This window comes from Planktothricoides raciborskii GIHE-MW2 (assembly GCF_040564635.1).
GTDB classification, from domain to species: domain Bacteria; phylum Cyanobacteriota; class Cyanobacteriia; order Cyanobacteriales; family Laspinemataceae; genus Planktothricoides; species Planktothricoides raciborskii.
This window is the reverse complement of record NZ_CP159837.1, coordinates 2,930,598-2,950,027: the sequence shown is the minus strand read 5'-3', so window position 1 is coordinate 2,950,027 and position 19,430 is coordinate 2,930,598. Positions and strand designations below refer to the sequence as shown.

13 protein-coding genes and 1 CRISPR repeat array (1 of these 14 only partly in view) are annotated in these 19,430 nt (G+C 42.1%); of the genes, 9 read left to right on the top strand and 4 right to left on the bottom strand.

Going from position 1 to position 19,430, the window contains the following annotated elements; genetic code table 11:
* Nucleotides 1–118: 118 nt before the first annotated feature.
* The gene (locus ABWT76_RS12510; protein WP_156331820.1) at nucleotides 119–733 is read right to left on the bottom strand and encodes a hypothetical protein; all 615 of its coding nucleotides are present in this window, start codon (nucleotides 731–733) and stop codon (nucleotides 119–121) included.
* Nucleotides 734–1,528: 795 nt separating this feature from the next.
* Nucleotides 1,529–2,413: a WYL domain-containing protein gene (locus ABWT76_RS12505; RefSeq protein ID WP_054467005.1), complete on the bottom strand. Its 885-nt coding sequence runs from the start codon at nucleotides 2,411–2,413 to the stop codon at nucleotides 1,529–1,531.
* Between the two features lie 202 nt (nucleotides 2,414–2,615).
* On the opposite strand from ABWT76_RS12505, the gene cas3 reads away from it, so the two are divergent.
* The 3 genes from cas3 to cas10d all read left to right on the top strand — a co-directional run bounded on the left by cas3 (nucleotide 2,616) and on the right by cas10d (nucleotide 9,841).
* Complete coding sequence (gene cas3, locus ABWT76_RS12500) at nucleotides 2,616–4,793, top strand: type I-D CRISPR-associated helicase Cas3' (protein ID WP_354636201.1); 2,178 nt, start codon at nucleotides 2,616–2,618, stop codon at nucleotides 4,791–4,793.
* A 383-nt stretch (nucleotides 4,794–5,176) separates the two neighbouring features.
* Nucleotides 5,177–5,893: a Uma2 family endonuclease gene (locus ABWT76_RS12495; RefSeq protein ID WP_354636408.1), complete on the top strand. Its 717-nt coding sequence runs from the start codon at nucleotides 5,177–5,179 to the stop codon at nucleotides 5,891–5,893.
* A 468-nt stretch (nucleotides 5,894–6,361) separates the two neighbouring features.
* The gene (cas10d, locus tag ABWT76_RS12490; protein WP_354636200.1) at nucleotides 6,362–9,841 is read left to right on the top strand and encodes a type I-D CRISPR-associated protein Cas10d/Csc3; all 3,480 of its coding nucleotides are present in this window, start codon (nucleotides 6,362–6,364) and stop codon (nucleotides 9,839–9,841) included.
* A 352-nt stretch (nucleotides 9,842–10,193) separates the two neighbouring features.
* On the opposite strand, the gene ABWT76_RS12485 is transcribed toward cas10d, so the two are convergent.
* Entirely contained in the window at nucleotides 10,194–10,427 is a 234-nt protein-coding gene (locus ABWT76_RS12485) for a hypothetical protein (protein WP_190879619.1), read from the bottom strand.
* Between the two features lie 127 nt (nucleotides 10,428–10,554).
* Between ABWT76_RS12485 and cas7d the strand changes: the two genes are divergently transcribed.
* The gene (gene cas7d / locus ABWT76_RS12480) at nucleotides 10,555–11,556 is read left to right on the top strand and encodes a type I-D CRISPR-associated protein Cas7/Csc2 (RefSeq protein ID WP_054467012.1); all 1,002 of its coding nucleotides are present in this window, start codon (nucleotides 10,555–10,557) and stop codon (nucleotides 11,554–11,556) included.
* 221 nt (nucleotides 11,557–11,777) lie between these two features.
* Here the strand turns inward: cas7d and ABWT76_RS12475 are convergent, their stop codons facing one another.
* The gene (locus tag ABWT76_RS12475; RefSeq protein ID WP_054466999.1) at nucleotides 11,778–12,041 is read right to left on the bottom strand and encodes a type II toxin-antitoxin system Phd/YefM family antitoxin; all 264 of its coding nucleotides are present in this window, start codon (nucleotides 12,039–12,041) and stop codon (nucleotides 11,778–11,780) included.
* Nucleotides 12,042–12,455: 414 nt separating this feature from the next.
* Here ABWT76_RS12475 and cas5d point away from each other — a divergent pair, with 414 nt between their 5' ends.
* The 5 genes from cas5d (at nucleotide 12,456) to cas2 (ending at nucleotide 16,820) form a co-directional block, all read left to right on the top strand.
* Nucleotides 12,456–13,160: a type I-D CRISPR-associated protein Cas5/Csc1 gene (gene cas5d / locus ABWT76_RS12470; RefSeq protein WP_354636199.1), complete on the top strand. Its 705-nt coding sequence runs from the start codon at nucleotides 12,456–12,458 to the stop codon at nucleotides 13,158–13,160.
* Between the two features lie 99 nt (nucleotides 13,161–13,259).
* Nucleotides 13,260–14,090 (top strand): CRISPR-associated endoribonuclease Cas6, encoded by an 831-nt coding sequence (gene cas6 / locus ABWT76_RS12465; protein WP_190879616.1) that lies wholly within the window; start codon nucleotides 13,260–13,262, stop codon nucleotides 14,088–14,090.
* A 366-nt stretch (nucleotides 14,091–14,456) separates the two neighbouring features.
* On the top strand, nucleotides 14,457–15,056 hold the full coding sequence (gene cas4, locus ABWT76_RS12460) for a CRISPR-associated protein Cas4 (protein WP_054466996.1): 600 nt from the start codon (nucleotides 14,457–14,459) through the stop codon (nucleotides 15,054–15,056).
* A 74-nt stretch (nucleotides 15,057–15,130) separates the two neighbouring features.
* On the top strand, nucleotides 15,131–16,135 hold the full coding sequence (gene cas1d / locus ABWT76_RS12455; RefSeq protein ID WP_354636198.1) for a type I-D CRISPR-associated endonuclease Cas1d: 1,005 nt from the start codon (nucleotides 15,131–15,133) through the stop codon (nucleotides 16,133–16,135).
* A gap of 412 nt (nucleotides 16,136–16,547) precedes the next feature.
* The gene (gene cas2 / locus ABWT76_RS12450) at nucleotides 16,548–16,820 is read left to right on the top strand and encodes a CRISPR-associated endonuclease Cas2 (RefSeq protein WP_190879613.1); all 273 of its coding nucleotides are present in this window, start codon (nucleotides 16,548–16,550) and stop codon (nucleotides 16,818–16,820) included.
* A 331-nt stretch (nucleotides 16,821–17,151) separates the two neighbouring features.
* Nucleotides 17,152–19,430: a CRISPR direct-repeat array (repeat unit 37 nt; unit sequence GTTGCAACTATATAGAATCCCTATCAGGGATTGAAAC); it runs 10,137 nt beyond the window's last position.

Genomic DNA, 19,430 nt, shown 5'->3' with positions numbered 1-19,430 from the left:
ATTTACTATTTAATATTTGTTGCCTACTATCTAGCATCCACTATTCACTATTCACTATTCACTGTCCATTTATAGTTATAAATCCCCGGCTGTTTTAAGTTAGCCAGAGATTTATTTCCTAATAGCCCAAAGGTTGTCCGCTTTGAAAATTCTCTGGTTGTGCCAAAGCAGTTTCTTGCCAGGGACGTACTGGGCTAGGTTCTAGCACAATCATTTGGCTGCCATTGGGAGGGACTAAGCCAGTTCCGCCTTTTTTCGCGGTTTGGGCAATGTCATTTTTCAACGCTTCATTGAAAATTGTCACTTGCCGTTCTTCCTTTTGCAGCCGTTCTAGTTTGCGGTACTCTTGACCCCAATGTTGTTTGGTGTAAACGACTTTGCTGTATAGTCCGACCACTGCACTTACGAGGATCAACATAGCGATCGCCGTCCCGGTCTTCATCCTTAGAAGCGATCGCAGCCAGATCGGTTTCGCCCAGGGATTCCCCATAGCAATCTTTCCCTTCAAATTCTCCCCTGTGATTGACCCTAGAGTCTCACCTGGAGTCTCACTATTAGCTAATGAGGGCTTTGTGGGTACGCGACGACCCTGAAACCTCTCTGATGGGTTCAAGAATTCTGCCGGTGAAACTAATGGCAGATATGTCACCTTACTGCGGGAATTTTGTGCCGATACTCGTTGCCGATATCTGCGTGGTTGAGGCGAATCAATTTTTCTCAAAGCAGCCGTCATAATGTTTTCTCCTATATCAGCCGAAGGTCGTAATTTTCGTCCCAGGGGAATTGTGACTCGTTATATGTTACTGGTTATTCCTGTCTATGGGTCAACGGCGGTTGACCCATAGATTACCAATCACTAATAACGACAATTGTTGTGGCTTGTAGGAGCGTATGCAATATACCCCTACAAGTTTTATTTTTATCCTCTGACAATTAATGGGTTAATCATCTTAATTGGTATGGAACAGGATTTAGGGTTTCTTTTCCGCAATTACGCTTTTTCCCGGACTGAGAACCTCTGTCTCAGAAAACGGTGGTGCCTCAGTCTGCTTGAGTTTGGCAGCTTATCAATCTCTACTAATTAATCTCACATTCATCTCACATTCATCTCAGAACTATGGTCTTAAACACAATTCAGGTACTTCATTTGACGATAAAAATTCAGTTAAACCCATCCTAACACTGGGGTTGAGGGTGGAAAAGAATCAGGACTTCTGTCAATGAAATGGCGCCCGATATGTTGAAACTTAATTTGTTGGTTATTTGTTATTTGTTGGAAAGTTATTTGGTCAAGGGAACAACTTGCCCATAAATAATAGACAAGAGGGCATACAGGACGGATCGATCCCCCCCAACCCCCCTTTTTCAAGGGGGGCTTTTTAGCTTGGGAAAGCATTCTTGTCTAATTTGCCTACAAATAACCAATGACAAATTCTGTTCAGTCTTGATGAGTTAAATCTTGGAAATACCCTGACTTTTTTTACATTTATGGGTTGTGGGTTTTTGGTCAAATATCGCGGTTGAAGGGTTAATCTTCAAAATCATGTTCACGATGATTGTGAAGATTATATAATTGATACAAATTCATGCTTTCTTTTTTTATTTTAGCGATTAAATTTTCTGGAGCAATCAGTAAACAATTGCTGCCTAAACTAAGAATTTCTCGGATAAACCAGTAAGTATTATAGATTCTTCTAATTACTCGTTTAACTGGTGGCTTGGGATTAATTAATTCCGTTTCGATATCGCTTTGGGTGCCTTCATAGCTAAAAGCAAACCAGCCAAATAAGTGCATTTCTACCTCAATTTCATCCAAATTCGGCTGCCATTTCCCCGCAATAGGCGTAATGCCCGCTTCGGGAATTCGGTCTAAGCGTAAAGACCAGTTATGATGTAATTCTGGTAAGTCTAAATTGCCCTCTGTTTCTTCACACCAGCAATCAAGATGTTGGCGTTTTTCATGGAGGGTAATGCGGGCGTGTCTGACCGTAAAAGTCCAGGGTCGTCCCGTGGCATCTTGGTAGGAAAGTTGAAAGGGTTGTTGGCGAGTAATATAGCGATCTAAAGTAACTCGCCAAGCAGGGGGTGGAGAGTTTTGAAAATTTTCGATTTTTCGCCGCAAGGGGATAGAAAGTTCGCTACGTTCTAATAGTAAACGGGCAATTTCTTGGGCTTCTAATATTTTGCCATTGTCCGTTAGGGCGTTCATGGCTTGTTCTAAGGCATCAATGCGGCTGGTTTCCCAGTCATTATTGCGTTTTACTAGGAGTTCGCGACGGGCGATCGCTGCTACCAGTTTAGAAATATTCGGGCGATCGCCCCAGGTTTTCCCTAGTTCTACGGCTAATTCTTCTAATTTGGCTTTATCTCTGGCAGAAATTGACAAGGTGATCGATTGACCTTTGCGAGTCATGGCTGAGTTCCTTTGATGGTGGGATAAGAGGATTTAGGCATTTTGGCATCAAACCCATATATGGGGTGATTCGCGAATCACCTCTACATCGCCCTAAAAACTATACGGACACTTTATCCGGTTATCTCTTGGCATTTTCTATTTTGCCGGGTTATGCTGTGAAAAGCAACAAGTTACGGACATTAAGAAAAAATTTAAGGATATGTGCGAATACTATATTTATCTTAAGCCCGTTTACTCTGGTCCGGCAACGGAAACCCAGGATTTTCTATCTGGGGTGCAACTGCCTGAAAATTGGCGGCTTTCCTGGCATCAGGTAGAAACCATCAAGGCATTGCGCGACCCAAATATTGATGTTGTGGTCAATGTAGCCATGGCTGGGGATGGCAAAAGTTTGGCCGCTTATCTGGATACTATTTACGGACAAAGTGATGCTTTGGGTGCTTTGGGGCTATATCCGACCAATGAATTGGCAAGAGACCAGTATCGACAATTACAAGGATATATCGAGAAGTTTAAACCAGAGGTTTGCCCTCGCGTCAACCAACTCAGTGGCCCAGAGTTGGAAATTTATGCGGACAATGAGGGTTTGCGAAAGTCAGACGCGATCGCCACTCGGACGGGGCAATCAGATATTTTGCTATCTAACCCGGATATTTTCCATTATTTGCATCGCGGGGCTTATTTAACTGGGAATGATAATCCCGATAAGTTGTGGGGACGGATTGATTTAGATTTTGACCTATTTATATTTGATGAGTTTCATATTTTTGCTGCCCCACAAGTTGCCAGTGTTTTAAATACTATGTTGCTGATTCGGCATACCAAGCGGCAGAAAAAGTTTCTCTTTCTTTCCGCAACTCCAAATGATGAGTTAATCGCCCGGTTACAGGCGGCTAATTTTCGCTGCTGTCTGATTAATCCTCTGGCAGAGGGCAAATATCTGTTTCCCGATAATGAGGAACAAGAAAAAGCGTTAAAAGCAGAACAGTGGCGACCTGTGACACGGGGGATTAATTTAAATTTTATTGAGTTAAAAACCGCTACCTCTAGCGCGGCAGAAACTTGGTTAAAAGCATCCGGTAATCTGATTCTAGATTATTTTCGCCAATATCCGGGCAGTCAAGGGGCAATTATTCTTAATTCTATTGCATCAGTGAAGCGGTTAATCCCATTTTTTAAGGAATTATTCGCCTCTGCGGGGTTAACTGTGGAAGAAAATACGGGGTTATCTGGGAAGAAACAAAAAGAGCGATTGCTTTCTTGTGACTTAGTTTTGGGGACGAGTACCATTGATGTGGGGGTAGATTTTAAGATTAATTTACTTATTTTTGAATCCGCTGATGCCGGAAACTTTATTCAGCGGTTGGGTCGGTTGGGTCGCCATGATGGATTTGAAAGGTTTACCGCTTATGCTTTATGCCCAAAATATTTGATTGAAAGACTATTTTTAGGAGAGTCACCAGCCCTAGAAAGCGGGGGAATTTATGACCGGGCTTTTTTCCATGAGCAAATTCGGGAAAAATATCGCCAAATTAATGATTTTCGCGGTTATTATCGTCGCTGGGGGGCAGTGCAATCTCTAAAAATTTCTTACCAGTTAAGTAATCCGATTATTAAACAGCAATATCAGGGCAGTCAACAGGCATTTGCCGCCGATGCCCAGCGCATTTTTCAGACTAAATTAAAGAGTGTAGCGGGTCGGATGCGCGAATGGGCAGACGAGTGGAAACAGCTATCGGGAAAAAAGGGTAATCCTATTGTTGAGGATGCTAGTAGTTTTCGCGGTTCCAGTCCTTTGCAATGTGGGATTTATGATTTAACGGAACCAGAGGAGGGCGATCGCTTTAAAACTTACGATTTACCGGGAATTTTGAGTAATTTAACGGTTGAACCGATGACCAAAACGGCATTTTTGCGGGAGTTGCAAGCAACGGTCGATCGCACCGGACAACCCATTGCCAAAGGTCGGTTTGAACCTAAACATTGTTTGGCCTTTGTGAAATTGCAAAGTTATCGGGAGGAACGCTTAAATTGGAAATTTACCTATTCTGGGGACTTGCAACCAGTGGCAGATGCTTGGAAAGTGCAGGTTTTAACCGGGGTTGAGGTGTGGCAACCGGATAATCCCTGGATCCGCGAGATTAATCAAAAGCTGAAAAAGCAACCTTTGGTCAGTTATGTGTTGGGTCGTCCTTTGGCAGAAGTTCGGGCTCGTTTGCGGTTGCCCATGCATTTTCAGATTTATCCGATATGCGATCGCTATAGTATCCACGACTCCACCCCCCCGTATGCGATCGCCTTTGGTCAGTCCGCGTTGTTGGTGGATATCTTAGCGGACTGGTTCAAGGGTCAAGGGGGTAATTCATGGATTTGTTAGAAAAAATATATCGGTTTTTTGAGTTGAGAAAAGAAACCGGGTTTCTGTGGCTTAAAACCGAGATTCTTTGCTGTAATTCAGAAGAAACCCGGTTTCTGAATTATGGTTATAGCAATTTTTGATTAAATAAACCACAAACACCTGTAGGGGCGAAGCATTCCGGCAGATAAATTATTACTTAGAATATTGTACGGGCGAATGGCCATTCGCCCCTACTGCCGGAATGCTTCGCCCGATCTTGGTTTAGTCATCTGAAAAACGCTGTAAAGAAAAGAAACCTGGTTTCTGTTATTCAAATACAGAAATTTTTTGTCCAAAGTCAGAAAAAACCCGGTTTCTAAATATGGTAAAATATTGTCATAATTCACCAAATGGAGGCAGCAATGGTTACGGAAATTAAGCCCACTGCCAAGACAAAAATTATCTATCCTGAAAGCGACGGTCAACCAATGGCAGACAACACCGAACAATTTCGCTGGATTGTCACAATTCAAGGGGGAATTGATGCCCTATTTAAAGATGACCCTAACGTATTTGTCGCCGGGGATTTACTTTGGTATCCCGTAGAGGGCAACAATAAAATTCGCGTAGCCCCAGATACTATGGTGGCTTTTGGGCGACCCAAAGGAAAACGCGGTTCCTATTTGCAATGGCAAGAAGATAATATTGCCCCTCAAGTGGTTTTTGAGGTATTATCTCCGGGCAATACTTTGACGGAAATGGCCAAAAAGCAGGAATTTTACCTCCGCTATGGCGTCGATGAATACTATATCTATGACCCGGATAAAATAGACTTTTGCGGTTGGCTGAGGCAAGGGGAAAAATTCGAGGCAATTGAAACTATCAATGGTTGGGTTTCTCCCCGCTTAGGAGTGCGATTTGCAATGGGTGATGAAGGGTTAGAGCTTTATCGTCCTGATGGTCGAAAATTCTCAACTTATATTGAATTAGACACCGAACGGCAACTCGCGGAAGAACTGGCAGAAACCGAACGTCAACGGGCTGAAACCGAACGGCAAATCGCAGAAATCGAACGTCAACGGGCCGATCGCCTTGCGGAAAAACTCCGAGAATTAGGGATTGACCCTGATACGATGTAACCAAAAATATGGGTTGAAAAAAGAAACCGATAAAAGAAACCGGGTTTCTGTGGTTTAAAGCCGATATTTTTGCTGTAATTCAGAAGAAACCCGGTTTCTGAATCCTTAACAGGATGGTAGGGTGCGTTAGGCGGTGATAATTTTTGAAACTAATCAAATATTTTATTATCCGCCGTAACGCACCATTTCCGAAATATAGATTCGCCAAAAAATTCTCACTCATTCGTTTAAACTTGTCTATTGAGGAAAAACTATTTTATTTACCGCTAACTAAGGTGTGTTACGGCGGATAGATAAATTTTGCATATTATCGATAAATTATCACCGCCTAACACACCCTACATTTACTTACCGCTAACTACGGTGCGTTACGGCGGATACATGAATTTTGTAAATAATCTATAAATTTTGCCCGCCCAACGCACCCTACATTTATCTGGAAAAATTTACATTCATGGGAAACAGACAATGGCTAAAAAACGCAAACAATCAGAAACGGAAACCGAACAACTTTCGTTGTTTGACTTAAATCAAGCAACCGAAAATCCAGCTTCTAATTATATAGAAGCAGAAATAGAAGCAGAAATCGAGGATTATGATGAGGTTGACCTGGATGATATCGATTATGATGAGTCAGGAATTACGGAAGAAAGCAGCGATCGCACCATAGAAACACCCTCAGAACTTCTCACCCTGAAACTATTACGAGAGGCAATTACCGCCCAAAATCCTAATGATTTAGTCATGGCAGACTTTGCCGAATATGTGCTGCCAAACTTATTGCGGGTTGCCATTGGAGTTACTGCCAAAGGTGGTAAGTTTTTCGACAAAATAGACCAGCAGCGAGAAGCCGCAGGAAAAGATAAAATAAGACGGGATAATGCGGGCGATCAATCTCTGAATACTCACCTACTTAATGGACTATTTCCCGCTAATTTAATTGAACGACGTTTACAACAATTTGACACTACTGTTTGTCGGGTAGTCAAAGACAGAGAACGTCGGTTATTAGTAGCTGGGTTTATTCTCCATGACTTTGAAAAATTTAACTATGACTTATTCCCGGAAATGCCGGAAAAATATCGGGCAATTCGGCGGGATTTTACCCAGGATATTCGCAAGTTATCCCTAGAAGAACACCGAGAAATTATTTCGGTCATTGTGCGCGAATTAGGGATTAATCAATTGATCGATTCCACCAATCCAGAATCTTGGTCAGAATATCTGGACGATCTGTTATTTGTTGCCTATAATGCCCAAGCAAAAAATGATACAAATCTGAATCTTTCTGTACACGGGTTACAGCCAAAACTCCGGGATAAAACCCTAAGAAGTTTGGCGGATTTAACTAGAATTGCTGATTTAATGGCTTCGGTGATTAAACATCCCCAAGATGCAGAACATCGGACATTAAATGATATTCTCCATAATCTCAGTGATGGCAATTTAAAATTTACCTATCATGGGATTGCGGAAAATCGCGGAGTTTTAACAAATGTGGTAAATAATGCTTTAATTGAAACATACGAAGCGATAAATACCGCCGAATGTTGTTACTATAAACCGCTTTTGTACTTGCCCACGGGGGTAATTTATCTGGCAATGCGGCAGGCGCCAGCTATTCCCGAAACGGATATTCCCGAACGAGTTGTCAAGAAAATTAAACAACTTTGTGGGGGTCAGTTGCAACGCAGACAAACCGGGTTTGGTCGAGACGGCAAGGGGATGAAATATGCCGAATATTATAGTCAATTTTTTGATGAATTTGGCTTGATGCAAGTGGGACTCGCTGCCACTTTAAGGATTTTGCATGGGACTAAAGCTTCGGTGGCAAAAAGTCGCAGTGATAATTTAGTCAAGTTTCAGCAAAATCAGATATTATCCCCAGAGTATGATTTCCGCTTTGATGATGATATTCGCATTGACCAAATTGCCGAGTTTGGGGATTTAGTTACTCGAAAAATATGGGGCGATCGCGTCACGGAAATCGAGAAACTGTGTAAACAGAATAAAAAGACTCAGCAACAACTGCCTGAGTTACCGGATATTGTGGCAGAAGTTGCCAAATTTTGGCAATTGTCAGCCTATTTAAACCCTATTCGGGAAATTCAGCGAATTAATGAAAGCCTGAAAGAACATAAACTAAAAGGAAATACCGGAGGAGTTCCTTATGAGTGGTATTATTTAGCTGCCAAATATGTCCAACAAAATCCCGGACTTGAGGATGTTCGCGATACTTGCGAGACATTAATTCAATATGTGGCTAATTTGATTCAACCTATTCTCAATCAGTATAAATTACCCGATGGTTGGGATGATTTACGGGACTGGGTAAAACGGGTGGTTATTTTACCAGGAAAAACCAGCCCAATAACTCAGAATGCGGAGGTATTTCTTGATGAATTAGACCGTTATCAATTGGCAAAGAAACCGGGACGGGGACGGCAGTTAATTTGTTCGATTTCCCATTCTGCTTATACGGTGACAGAACAAATGGAGTCAGCGGTTTTGTTTACTCCGCAAGTTTACACCAATAAGCAAATGTTGGGGGGTTCTAATGCCAAGCGGAATATTTCCAGTATTGCTGGAGTAGAAATGATGCTGCGGCAAATTTTAATGAACCAAACTCAGGCAGTAGGGAAAAGGTTTGAAGATGGAAATTATCGCTATCTTTATTTTTATCCTACTTATTACTTTACTCCAGAAACGAATAAGTTTCTCCAAGCTGCTTATACCAATATTTCGCAAACTCGGTTTACTGCCCCATTGCGGAATCACTTTATTACTAAGGAGTGGCAGGCAAAATTCGATCGCATTCAATATCAGACGGTGGATAGTTTCTTAATTGATGAACAATTGGACAAAGAAAAAGACCGCACTTTTAAGCTATCTTATCCCGAAGACCAACCGCTGACTTTTTATTTTATTGCCTTGCCTCCAGGAAAGGATGCTAAAGATACGGAGTCTTGGGTAATGCCAAGTTGGTTAGCATTTGCTTTTCCCATGATTTTGGATGTCAAAACCGTAGTTTCTGAGTCCCCTATTCCCCCGTTTAATGATGGGGCAGAGTTTGAAGAAACGGTGTTTTTAGATAGTCCACCCCAAGCTATTCAAGCCTTGACTCAGCGCGATCGCTTCCGGTTGGATTATATCTTAGAAGGGTGGGAAGAAGGGTGGGAAGAAAACCAGAAAAAATATCCTGCCCCGTTAAATGTGCTAACTGCTGCTTATGCCATTCATTTAGATGTGAATGCTAAACAAGGTAAAGGGGGATATGATGCAAATTGGGGTAAATTAGTCGAGTTAGCCACGAATTTTCAAACCAGCCCTCTTTATGTTTTTAATTATCTGAATCGCTGGGTTCGCCGTCAGGGGGTAGAGACGGCGCGAATTGAGAAAATTAAGCTTTATGCTTATGCGTTTTATCCCTGTTTTGACCCTTATGTAGAATATCAGGAGGATTTAATGTCCCTAGAAATTAAGTCACCAGAGTCTCCACTCAATCATCCGAAAAAATTAACCGAACTTTATCGCGAGTTTTACCGGGCAAATAAGCAATTTAGCCCCAAAGCGAATGCCGTATTAAAACCGATTGATATTGCCGCAAATACTATTTTAAATGCTGACCCTAGTTTTCAGGGTGAGGCGTTAGTTGATGCGGTGGCAGCAGCAGTTTCTAAGCTAATGGATCGGGTTCATTCTTCTACTGCGGAAGGTCGCTGGATGTTTAATAGCAAAGAACGGGATATAGAACGGCAGAAAATTTTAGAGTTTGCCCGCTATTTTGTGGAGGAAGTGTTTGAGAAATCTTTCGCAGGCGATCGCGGTCGTTTAGCCGGTCGGCAAATTAATTTGATTCGCGATACTTGCGAGTTTCTCTATCGTTTAGCCCAAGATAAGGAAAACCAGGAAAATAAAGAAAATCAGCCATTAAATGAGGATGATTAATCCCCGTCTCGTAGGGGCGAAGCATTCGGGCAGATCACCTCTGAATTAAAACCAAAATTTCCGCCCCGAATGCTTCGCCCTAACCCCAAATTTTCAGAGATATCCCCGTCCCGTAGGGGCGAAGCATTCGGGCAAACCATCTCTGAATTAAAACCCAAGTTTCCGCCCCGAATGCTTCGCCCTAACCCCCAAATTGGGTTGTTGCCTATTCTTTATAGCGATCCTAAATCAGTTGTGGAAGACCCTCACCCCCACCCCCTCTCCCAGAGAGGGAGAGGGGAGAAGACAGATTTTATAAATCATTTAGGACTGCTATAGCGATTGTCATAGTTATGAATTACAAAAAAATTTGTCATTCCCGCGAAGGCGGGAATCCAGAAAATCTCTGTACTTCATTCGGACAATAACCGCTATGAATCAGGGCGAAGCATTGGGGCAAAAATTCTGGTTTTTCCCCATAAAATATCTGCCCAATGGATAAATCAGGGCGAAGCATTGGGGCAAAAATGTGGGTTTTTCCCCATAAAATATCTGCCCAATGCTTCGCCCCTACAAATCCCTCATTTGGGGGGCTGGTTAATTCCATAAATCAGGGCGAAGCATTGGGGCAAAAATTCTGGTTTTTCCCCATAAAATATCTGCCCAATGCTTCGCCCCTACAAGTTGAACAATGTTGAACAATGTTGAAAGTTTTAGAACAGGAGAAAAAAACTATGTCTTTCCTAAAAACCGTCAATTCTCAAAAATTCCACAGTGAAATTCCCTATAAACCGATGGGAAAATATGCCCATTTTCTCACCCTGCGGATTACTGAATCTTATCCTTTATTCCAAACTGATGGGGAATTAAATAAGGCGCGAGTTCGGGCAGGAATTGCTAACCCGCAACCTATCAGCCGTTTAACTATGTTTAAGCGGAAACAGTCTACCCCAGAACGGTTAGTCGGTCGGGAATTGTTGCGGAATTATGGCTTAATGACCGCAGACGAATGCGAATATAATGTCAAATTTGCCATGAAGAATCCTGATTGTATTATCTATGGATTTGCGATCGGGGAGTCGGGTTCAGAAAAATCAAAAGTGGTGGTAGATACGGCTTTTTCGATTACTGCTTTTGATGATTCTCACGAGAATTTTACCCTGAATGCGCCGTTTGAAAATGGTACAATGGCTTCTAAAGGAGAAGGGGGTGCTAAATTAGGAGAAGTCACCAGCCGAATTAACCAACAAGACCATATTAAACCCCAGGTATTTTTCCCCAGTATTGTCACGTTGAAAGACCCGACTGAGGCAAGTTTCTTGTATGTGTTTAATAATATCTTGCGGACGCGGCATTATGGGGCACAAACTACCCGAACCGGACGAGTTCGCAATGAGTTAATTGGGGTGATATTTGCCGATGGCGAAATTACCAGTAATTTGCAATGGACTCAGGCTATTTATGATGAGATGAAAGCGGGGCAAATGTTGCATTCTCCCGATCCATTAAATGAGGATGAGGTATTCGCAGCAGCAACGCAGGCTATTGTTAAATTGATGGCAGAGGAGTTTATTGTGCATACGGATTTTATTGGCGAAAGTTTTACCCCATTGTTACAGGAGGTTAAGGCAATTATTGGCAATGAGGAAAGTTTGAAAGCGTTGTTAAAGCAAGCGGATGATGAGGCGAAAGCTTATGCTAAAAAGTATATTAAAGAAGCAAGGGCGGCCAAATAACCCGTAAAAAATCCCGTAGGGTGGGCAAAATTTTGCCCACCCTAGGATTAAATCAGTCTTTTAAATCAAATTATCGATCGCTTCCCATAAATCTCCTTTAAATAAAAAATTGGTAAAGATAAAAAAATAAACCAGCAGCGATCGCCGATTATTTGCCCATTATTTGCTCATTTTTTGGTTATTTTATGACTTCGTACTCGTTAATATCGTCCATTTTTTGATTAAAATCCTAATTCAGCTTTGAGGTTATCTAAACTAATGGTTTCTCCTGAATCAGCTTGTCTAATTCCCTCTTTTAAATCGGCCATAAATTCTCGATCGCTTAAAATTTCGATTGTTTCCAAAAGAGAATCAAACTGCTGGCAACTCATGGCAATCATCACAGGTTTGCCTTCTTTAGTGATGATGGCAGGTTCGCAGGTCAAATCATCCGCTAATTCGGGCAGTTTTTCTTGGGCTTCAGCAATCGTTAAATATTTGGACATCTTTATAATGAAAATTGGTAATTACGTCGATTATAGCATAGTGGAATAAAGTGGAGGGTTACTGTTCCATAAATTAGGGCGAAGCATTGGGGCTAAAATTTGGGTTTTTCCCCATGACGTATCTGCCCAATGCTTCGCCCCGACAATTCTCTGATTTGGGGGCTGGTTTATTCCTGTAGGGGCGAAGCATTCGGGCAAAATATATCTGAATCACAACTAAAAAATTCCGCACCGAATGCTTCGCCCTTAACTTAATTTTTGGTTGGTTCTCTATTCCATAAATTAGGGCGAAGCATTGGGGCAAAAATTTGGGTTTTTCCCCATGAGGTATCTGCCCAATGCTTCGCCCCTACAAGGTAATATTTGGTAATATTTGGTAATACTTATCAAATCAATTAAATCAGGAAAAAAATTATGGCAATTATTCATCAGTGTGAAATCGAGTTACATGATAGCGTCTATTTTGCTACGAGAGAAATTGGTCGCTTATATGAAACTGAGACGGTGTTACATAATTATTCCCTCTGTTATGCTTTGGGACTGGTAGACAGCGATCGCTTCCAAACTCAGGTATCCGAGGAAGATAGTTATCGCTATTTTTGCCCGACCCAAGTCCCGAAATATGCCGCACATTTAAACCCGTTAAATCAACAGCAAATTTATGTCACTCCAGGGCGATCGCTGTCTCATAAGACTGTGTTAAATACTTGGAAATATGCGGATAATCGCTATCATGTGGAAATGCAGAAAACCCAGAAAAATATTCCCAGTTTTGGTCGGACAAAAGAAATTGCCCCAGAAAGTGTTTTTGAATGTTTTATTATTGCCAATCGGGAATTAAAATTACCCCGGTGGATTCGGTTAGGCAAATGGATGAGTAAGGCAAAAGTGACGATTGTCAAGAAAGAAGAGGTAAAGCGATCGCAGTCTGAAACGGATTTTCTCTATCCCTATCCTTTGAATCCATTGGATGTGATGTTTAGCCATCAAGTCTTTAGTTATGATACCATTAATATGCCCCCAGTAAGTTTAATTAAAAATGTCAAGTTGCGAGGGCAATATTATGACACTCCCTGGGGTAAAATACCGGCAAATATGGCATATTGTTTTAGTAGTTAAATATTGTGAATTGTTGATTTTTGTTGGTTGATTGTTGATTGTTGATTACTCTTTCCTCTCTCCTCTATCCTCTATCCTCTAAACACCCACACCCAAATTATGCCCTATAGTTTAGTTTTGAATTTAATCCCTACTTCCCCAATTTATCCTCAGTATTTAACTGGGCGACATTTTCACGCTTTATTTTTAACTTTGGTATCTGCGGTTGATAAAGAATTGGGGGATTTATTGCATGAGTCAAATAGCGATAAAGCCTTTACCTTGAGTCCGTTGCAAGTGACTCATGTTCCTAAACCTGAGAATTATATCCATTGTTTACAGTGGCAACATTCTCAGCCAATTTCTCCCGGAACTCCCTGCTGGTGGCGAATTTCTCTGTTAGACGATCGCCTATTTCAGCGATTAACTCATTTGTGGTTATCCCTGGATTTAGAAAATTCTTGGCATTTAGGATCGGCGGTTTTGAAAATTACCAGTATTTTAACCAATCCTAACCCCAATCAGCCTTGGGCAAAAGCCATGAGTTATCAGCAAATTTATCAGGAAGCCTCAGAAAGCGATCGCAAATTTAGCTTAATTTTTTGTACCCCTACGAGTTTTCGTCAGGGAAAATATGATTGCGCTTTGCCCAACCGAGAGGCGGTGTTTCAGAGTTTAATTAATCGCTGGAATAAATATAGTCTGATGCCGTTTAATTCAGAGTCATTTGACCAGATATTTCCCAGTTTTTTTGATATTAAAACGGAATTAGTCCAGGATCATCGGAGTAAGTTTATCGGTTGTGTGGGCAAAGTTGGTTATCAAATAATGGGCAATATTGACTCGTTAATCGTTAAACAAATCAATGCCCTAGCTGACTTTGCGTTATATGCCGGAGTGGGTCGAAAAACCACAATGGGTATGGGCATGGTTCGGCGATTTAACCGATAATTTTTGCCTGGTAGGGGCGAAGCATAAAGCCTGACGGCATAGCTTCGCTTACCGGGCAAACAATCTATCGGTTAACATTAACAATTTTTTACCCGAATGCTTCGCCCTGATAAACAGCGGTAGGGTGCGTTAGGCGGTCAGTTTTCCCAGACATTTATCAAGGTTTATTAAACCGCCGTAACGCACCGATTGTCAATGGTGCGTTACGGCGCTGAATCTAATTTATTCCCTGGGAATAATTAAGTTAATCCAGCGCCTAACACACCCTACAAAATTATATATTTTTAGTCGGTTTTAACCGACTTTAGCTATTAGACGGGGGTTTTAACCCCAGGCGGTTTGATTAATTAAGTCAGGTAAAAATCCATGAATGAATCAGAATATATTCCCATTGCGGCATTGAATCATTATGCCTATTGCGAACACCGTTGTTGGCGGATGTTTTGTGCTGGCGAATTTAGCGAAAATCAGTACACTATTGAGGGAACCAGTTTACACGATCGCGTCCATACAACGGTCTATATAACCAGTGAAAATAACCGAGAAGAAACGGAACAAGTCCGGGCAATTTGGTTAAAGTCAGCGCAGTATCAGTTAATTGGCAAGTCGGATTTAATTGAGTCGAAAGATGGGCAATTATATCCGGTGGAATATAAACGAGGCAACCGGGGAGAGTGGGATAATGATGCGTTGCAAGTGGTGGGTCAAGCGTTATGTTTGGAAGAAATGACCGGCAAAAAAATTCACCAAGGTTTTGTCTATTATGCCCATTCCCATCAGCGAGTCGCCGTGGATATTTCCCCGGAAATGCGGCAAGAAGCGATCGCGATTATTGGGAAAATTCAAGCCTTATTTACCACCGGAAAAATGCCCCCAGCGGTGTATAGCCAACGGTGTCAAGGGTGTAGTTTATTCAGTCAATGTTTGCCCCAAGCGGTGCAAAAAGTTGGGCGATATCAAGAATAGAAACCGGGTTTTTTGAATCATAGAAACCGGGTTTCTTCAAGAAACCCGGTTTCTGGAACCAAGGAGAAAAAAATATGGGAACCGTGTACATTACGCAAGAAGATGCGTTAATTGGTAAAACCGATGAACGATTAAACGTCAAATTCCAAAAAGAGAAGTTATTAGATGTGCCATTGATTAAAATTGATGGGGTCGTGGTTTTGGGTCGGGCGACAGTTTCCCCAGCGGTGGTGACAGAGTTACTCACCCGGAAAATACCCCTAAGTTTTTTAACCAAAAATGGTAAATATTTAGGTCGCTTAGAACCAGAAGTGACCAAGAATATTTTTGTCCGTAAAGCCCAATGGCAAGCCGCAGGAGATTCTGAGCAAGCAGTGCATTTGGTGCGGGCTTTTGTCCGAGGCAAGTTGAAGAATTACCGCAGTAGTTTGATGCGCTGTCAACGGGAAAATTTGGGAGTAGATTTAAGTTCAAGTATTGCCCAAATTAAGCAAAGTATTGAATCTCTGGAAAATACCGAATTGATTGATTCATTGCGGGGATATGAAGGGGCAGGAAGTGCGGCGTATTTTGGTTGTTTTGATCGCTTAATTCGCAATCCAGAATTTACTTTTAAAACCCGCAACCGGCGACCTCCCACTGACCCGGTAAATTCCCTGTTGAGTTTTGGTTATGCGTTGCTGCGTCACGATGTTCAAAGTGCGGTAAATATTGTGGGGTTCGATCCATATTTAGGCTATCTTCATGTGGAACGTTATGGTCGCCCTTCTTTAGCCTTAGATTTAATGGAAGAGTTTCGCCCTTTAGTAGTGGATGCGATGGTATTAGCGGCGATTAATAAAGGGGCTTTATCTCCCGCAGATTTTGTCAGCGAACCGATTAGTAATGCGGTTTCTTTGACCCCGGATGGGTTGAAAATTTTTCTGCGCCTTTATGAACAGAAAAAGCAGTCAAAGTTTAAGCATCCGGTGATGGGACGGCAATGCACTTATCAGGAGGCTTTTGAATGGCAAGCCCGACTTTTAGCCAAGTATTTAATGGGAGAAACCGATAAATATCCGCCGTTGGTGTTGAAGTAATGCAAGAAGCAGAGGAGCAGAGGGGCAGGGGGGCAGGGGAGCCCGCCATCGGCAGAGGAGCGGAGGAGCAGAGGAGCAGAGGAGCAGAGGAGAAAAATATTTCCCCGTTCCCCGATAACTGTTCCCCGTTCCCTGCCCAACAACAACCAACAACCAACAACCAACAACCAACAACCAACAACGAACAACGAACAACAACGGTTGCTCCTGATATATGTCAGGGCGGCGTTGCATTCGGGTAATAAATTTTTGGTTTTTTCCTATATATTTTTTGCCCGGTAAGCGAAGCCATGCCGTCAGGCTTTATGCTTCGCCCCTACAGATTCAACAACGAACAACGAACAAAAGAATCCCTACCCACGAACAACGAACAACAACCAACAACGAACAACCAACAACCAACAACCAACCGATGTATATAGTTGTCTCCTATGATATTTCTGATGATAAACGGCGCACCAAAATCCATAAAACTCTCAGTTCTTATGGACAGTGGATGCAGTATAGTTTGTTTGAATGCTCGCTGAGTGAGACGGAGTATGCGAAGTTACGGGCAAGATTGAGTAAGTTGATTAAGTCAGAGGAGGATAGTATCCGGTTTTATTTTCTTTGTGGCTGCTGCCAGGGTAAAATAGAACGAATTGGGGGCGAACAGCCAATGGATACGACGGTATTTTTTGCCTGATCCCATGACCGGCGCCCTGGAGTGGCTGGCTAACCGGCTTTCCCGGAAGCTTCGGTTTGAGGATGAGATGAAGCGGTAATTTGCGCGGAGGGGTGGCTGTAAAATAAGCCCAGGGGATTTTTTCCTCTGAAGCCTTTACAGGGTGAAGGTTTGGGGCTTTAGGATTGGTGAACCGATTCGCGCAAATGCTGAAACTCTCTCCCCGCTTAGGTTTCCCCTGATTCGTGTTTGAGGCATATTGACAAGTTTTGGGGTTTTCATGGTATGATTAACTCGATTCGCGCAAACGAACCTGGAAAACTAAATAGATTAAGGGTTCCGAACCCCGGCAGTTGCAACTATATAGAATCCCTATCAGGGATTGAAACTAAATCATCGATCGCCGCTGACTTTGGCGGTTGGTTATGTTGCAACTATATAGAATCCCTATCAGGGATTGAAACAACACAAGCTGGCTATAATCTAGCAGTAGCTAAAGAGGTTGCAACTATATAGAATCCCTATCAGGGATTGAAACGAAACTGCCTTAAAAGAAGGCAGAAAAATCTTTTTAGTTGCAACTATATAGAATCCCTATCAGGGATTGAAACAGATATTTCTATCAGTTTCATCAAAAACATTTGTGTTGCAACTATATAGAATCCCTATCAGGGATTGAAACGGCTACGATAAATCCCTTACTTTGGGCGAATTTTCGTGTTGCAACTATATAGAATCCCTATCAGGGATTGAAACAGCCACCGGCGACGATTGCAAGCTGAATCGGGCAATAAGTTGCAACTATATAGAATCCCTATCAGGGATTGAAACGGGCCTCGATTTCATTTGACCATTGGGCTGCAAGGTTGCAACTATATAGAATCCCTATCAGGGATTGAAACCCAAACTCTCTATATAATATATATTATAGAAACGTTGCAACTATATAGAATCCCTATCAGGGATTGAAACATTTGGGCTGTGGGACGCGGTGAATCTGCCAAACCATGTTGCAACTATATAGAATCCCTATCAGGGATTGAAACAGTGCTGGGGTTGAGAATGCGATCGGACAAAAAACCATTCGTTGCAACTATATAGAATCCCTATCAGGGATTGAAACGGGCCGGCGCCCCCACTGCTAACACTAAATAATTGGAGTTGCAACTATATAGAATCCCTATCAGGGATTGAAACACTTGGCGGATAAAGCCGATCCGTATCAGCGGATGCGGTTGCAACTATATAGAATCCCTATCAGGGATTGAAACCCGTAACTATTGGGCAGAGGCGCAAATTCTAGCCAAGTTGCAACTATATAGAATCCCTATCAGGGATTGAAACAATACCTTTTTTTATAGTGAGAGGCATCATTTATCAAGTTGCAACTATATAGAATCCCTATCAGGGATTGAAACAAAGTGTCATCCGTGGCGATCGAGGCTGAGGGTGTGAGGTTGCAACTATATAGAATCCCTATCAGGGATTGAAACAAAAAACTGTAAAACCCGCATCAGCGCTTAATCTTGGTTGCAACTATATAGAATCCCTATCAGGGATTGAAACTTTTGGGCAATAAAGCGGGGTGAGGCTGAATTGCGTTGCAACTATATAGAATCCCTATCAGGGATTGAAACCGGGGTGAGAATATCCTGGTAAATTGTAGAGGCGATGTTGCAACTATATAGAATCCCTATCAGGGATTGAAACATCCCATCCAAGCAAGTCGCCAGGTTTACATCTAAGAGTTGCAACTATATAGAATCCCTATCAGGGATTGAAACAGGTAAAAGAGAAAAGAAGTAAATCAAACATTGCAAGGGTTGCAACTATATAGAATCCCTATCAGGGATTGAAACCTTAAGCCACAATTTCAGGCAAGCTTCAAAAGCTATTGTTGCAACTATATAGAATCCCTATCAGGGATTGAAACATGGATTGGTGCCGATTTCAGATCCAGGAGTGCGGTTGCAACTATATAGAATCCCTATCAGGGATTGAAACGGAATGGCGATCGCTTCACTTTGCAGATCCAACGAGTGTTGCAACTATATAGAATCCCTATCAGGGATTGAAACACCTCACCATAAATTTAAAGATTCCCAGTATGCTTTTGTTGCAACTATATAGAATCCCTATCAGGGATTGAAACTTGGAAAATCAACCCCAACCGGAAACTACGCCCCAAAGTTGCAACTATATAGAATCCCTATCAGGGATTGAAACTCGATATTGCAATTTTTTAATGATGATTTGCAGCTTCGGTTGCAACTATATAGAATCCCTATCAGGGATTGAAACTTTGTTGGTAAAAGTAGATAAGGAAATACATCTCGCGAGTTGCAACTATATAGAATCCCTATCAGGGATTGAAACAGCAGATTGCCATCTTAAAAGCGGAAAACAACAAGCCTAGTTGCAACTATATAGAATCCCTATCAGGGATTGAAACAATCGATGGCAGCTTTGACTTAAACGAAATCCCCAAAGTTGCAACTATATAGAATCCCTATCAGGGATTGAAACATCGGTTTTGCCATCACACGCGGATACCATCACGGATAGTTGCAACTATATAGAATCCCTATCAGGGATTGAAACCTGGACTCGCTGAAGTCTTTAGGGGGATCG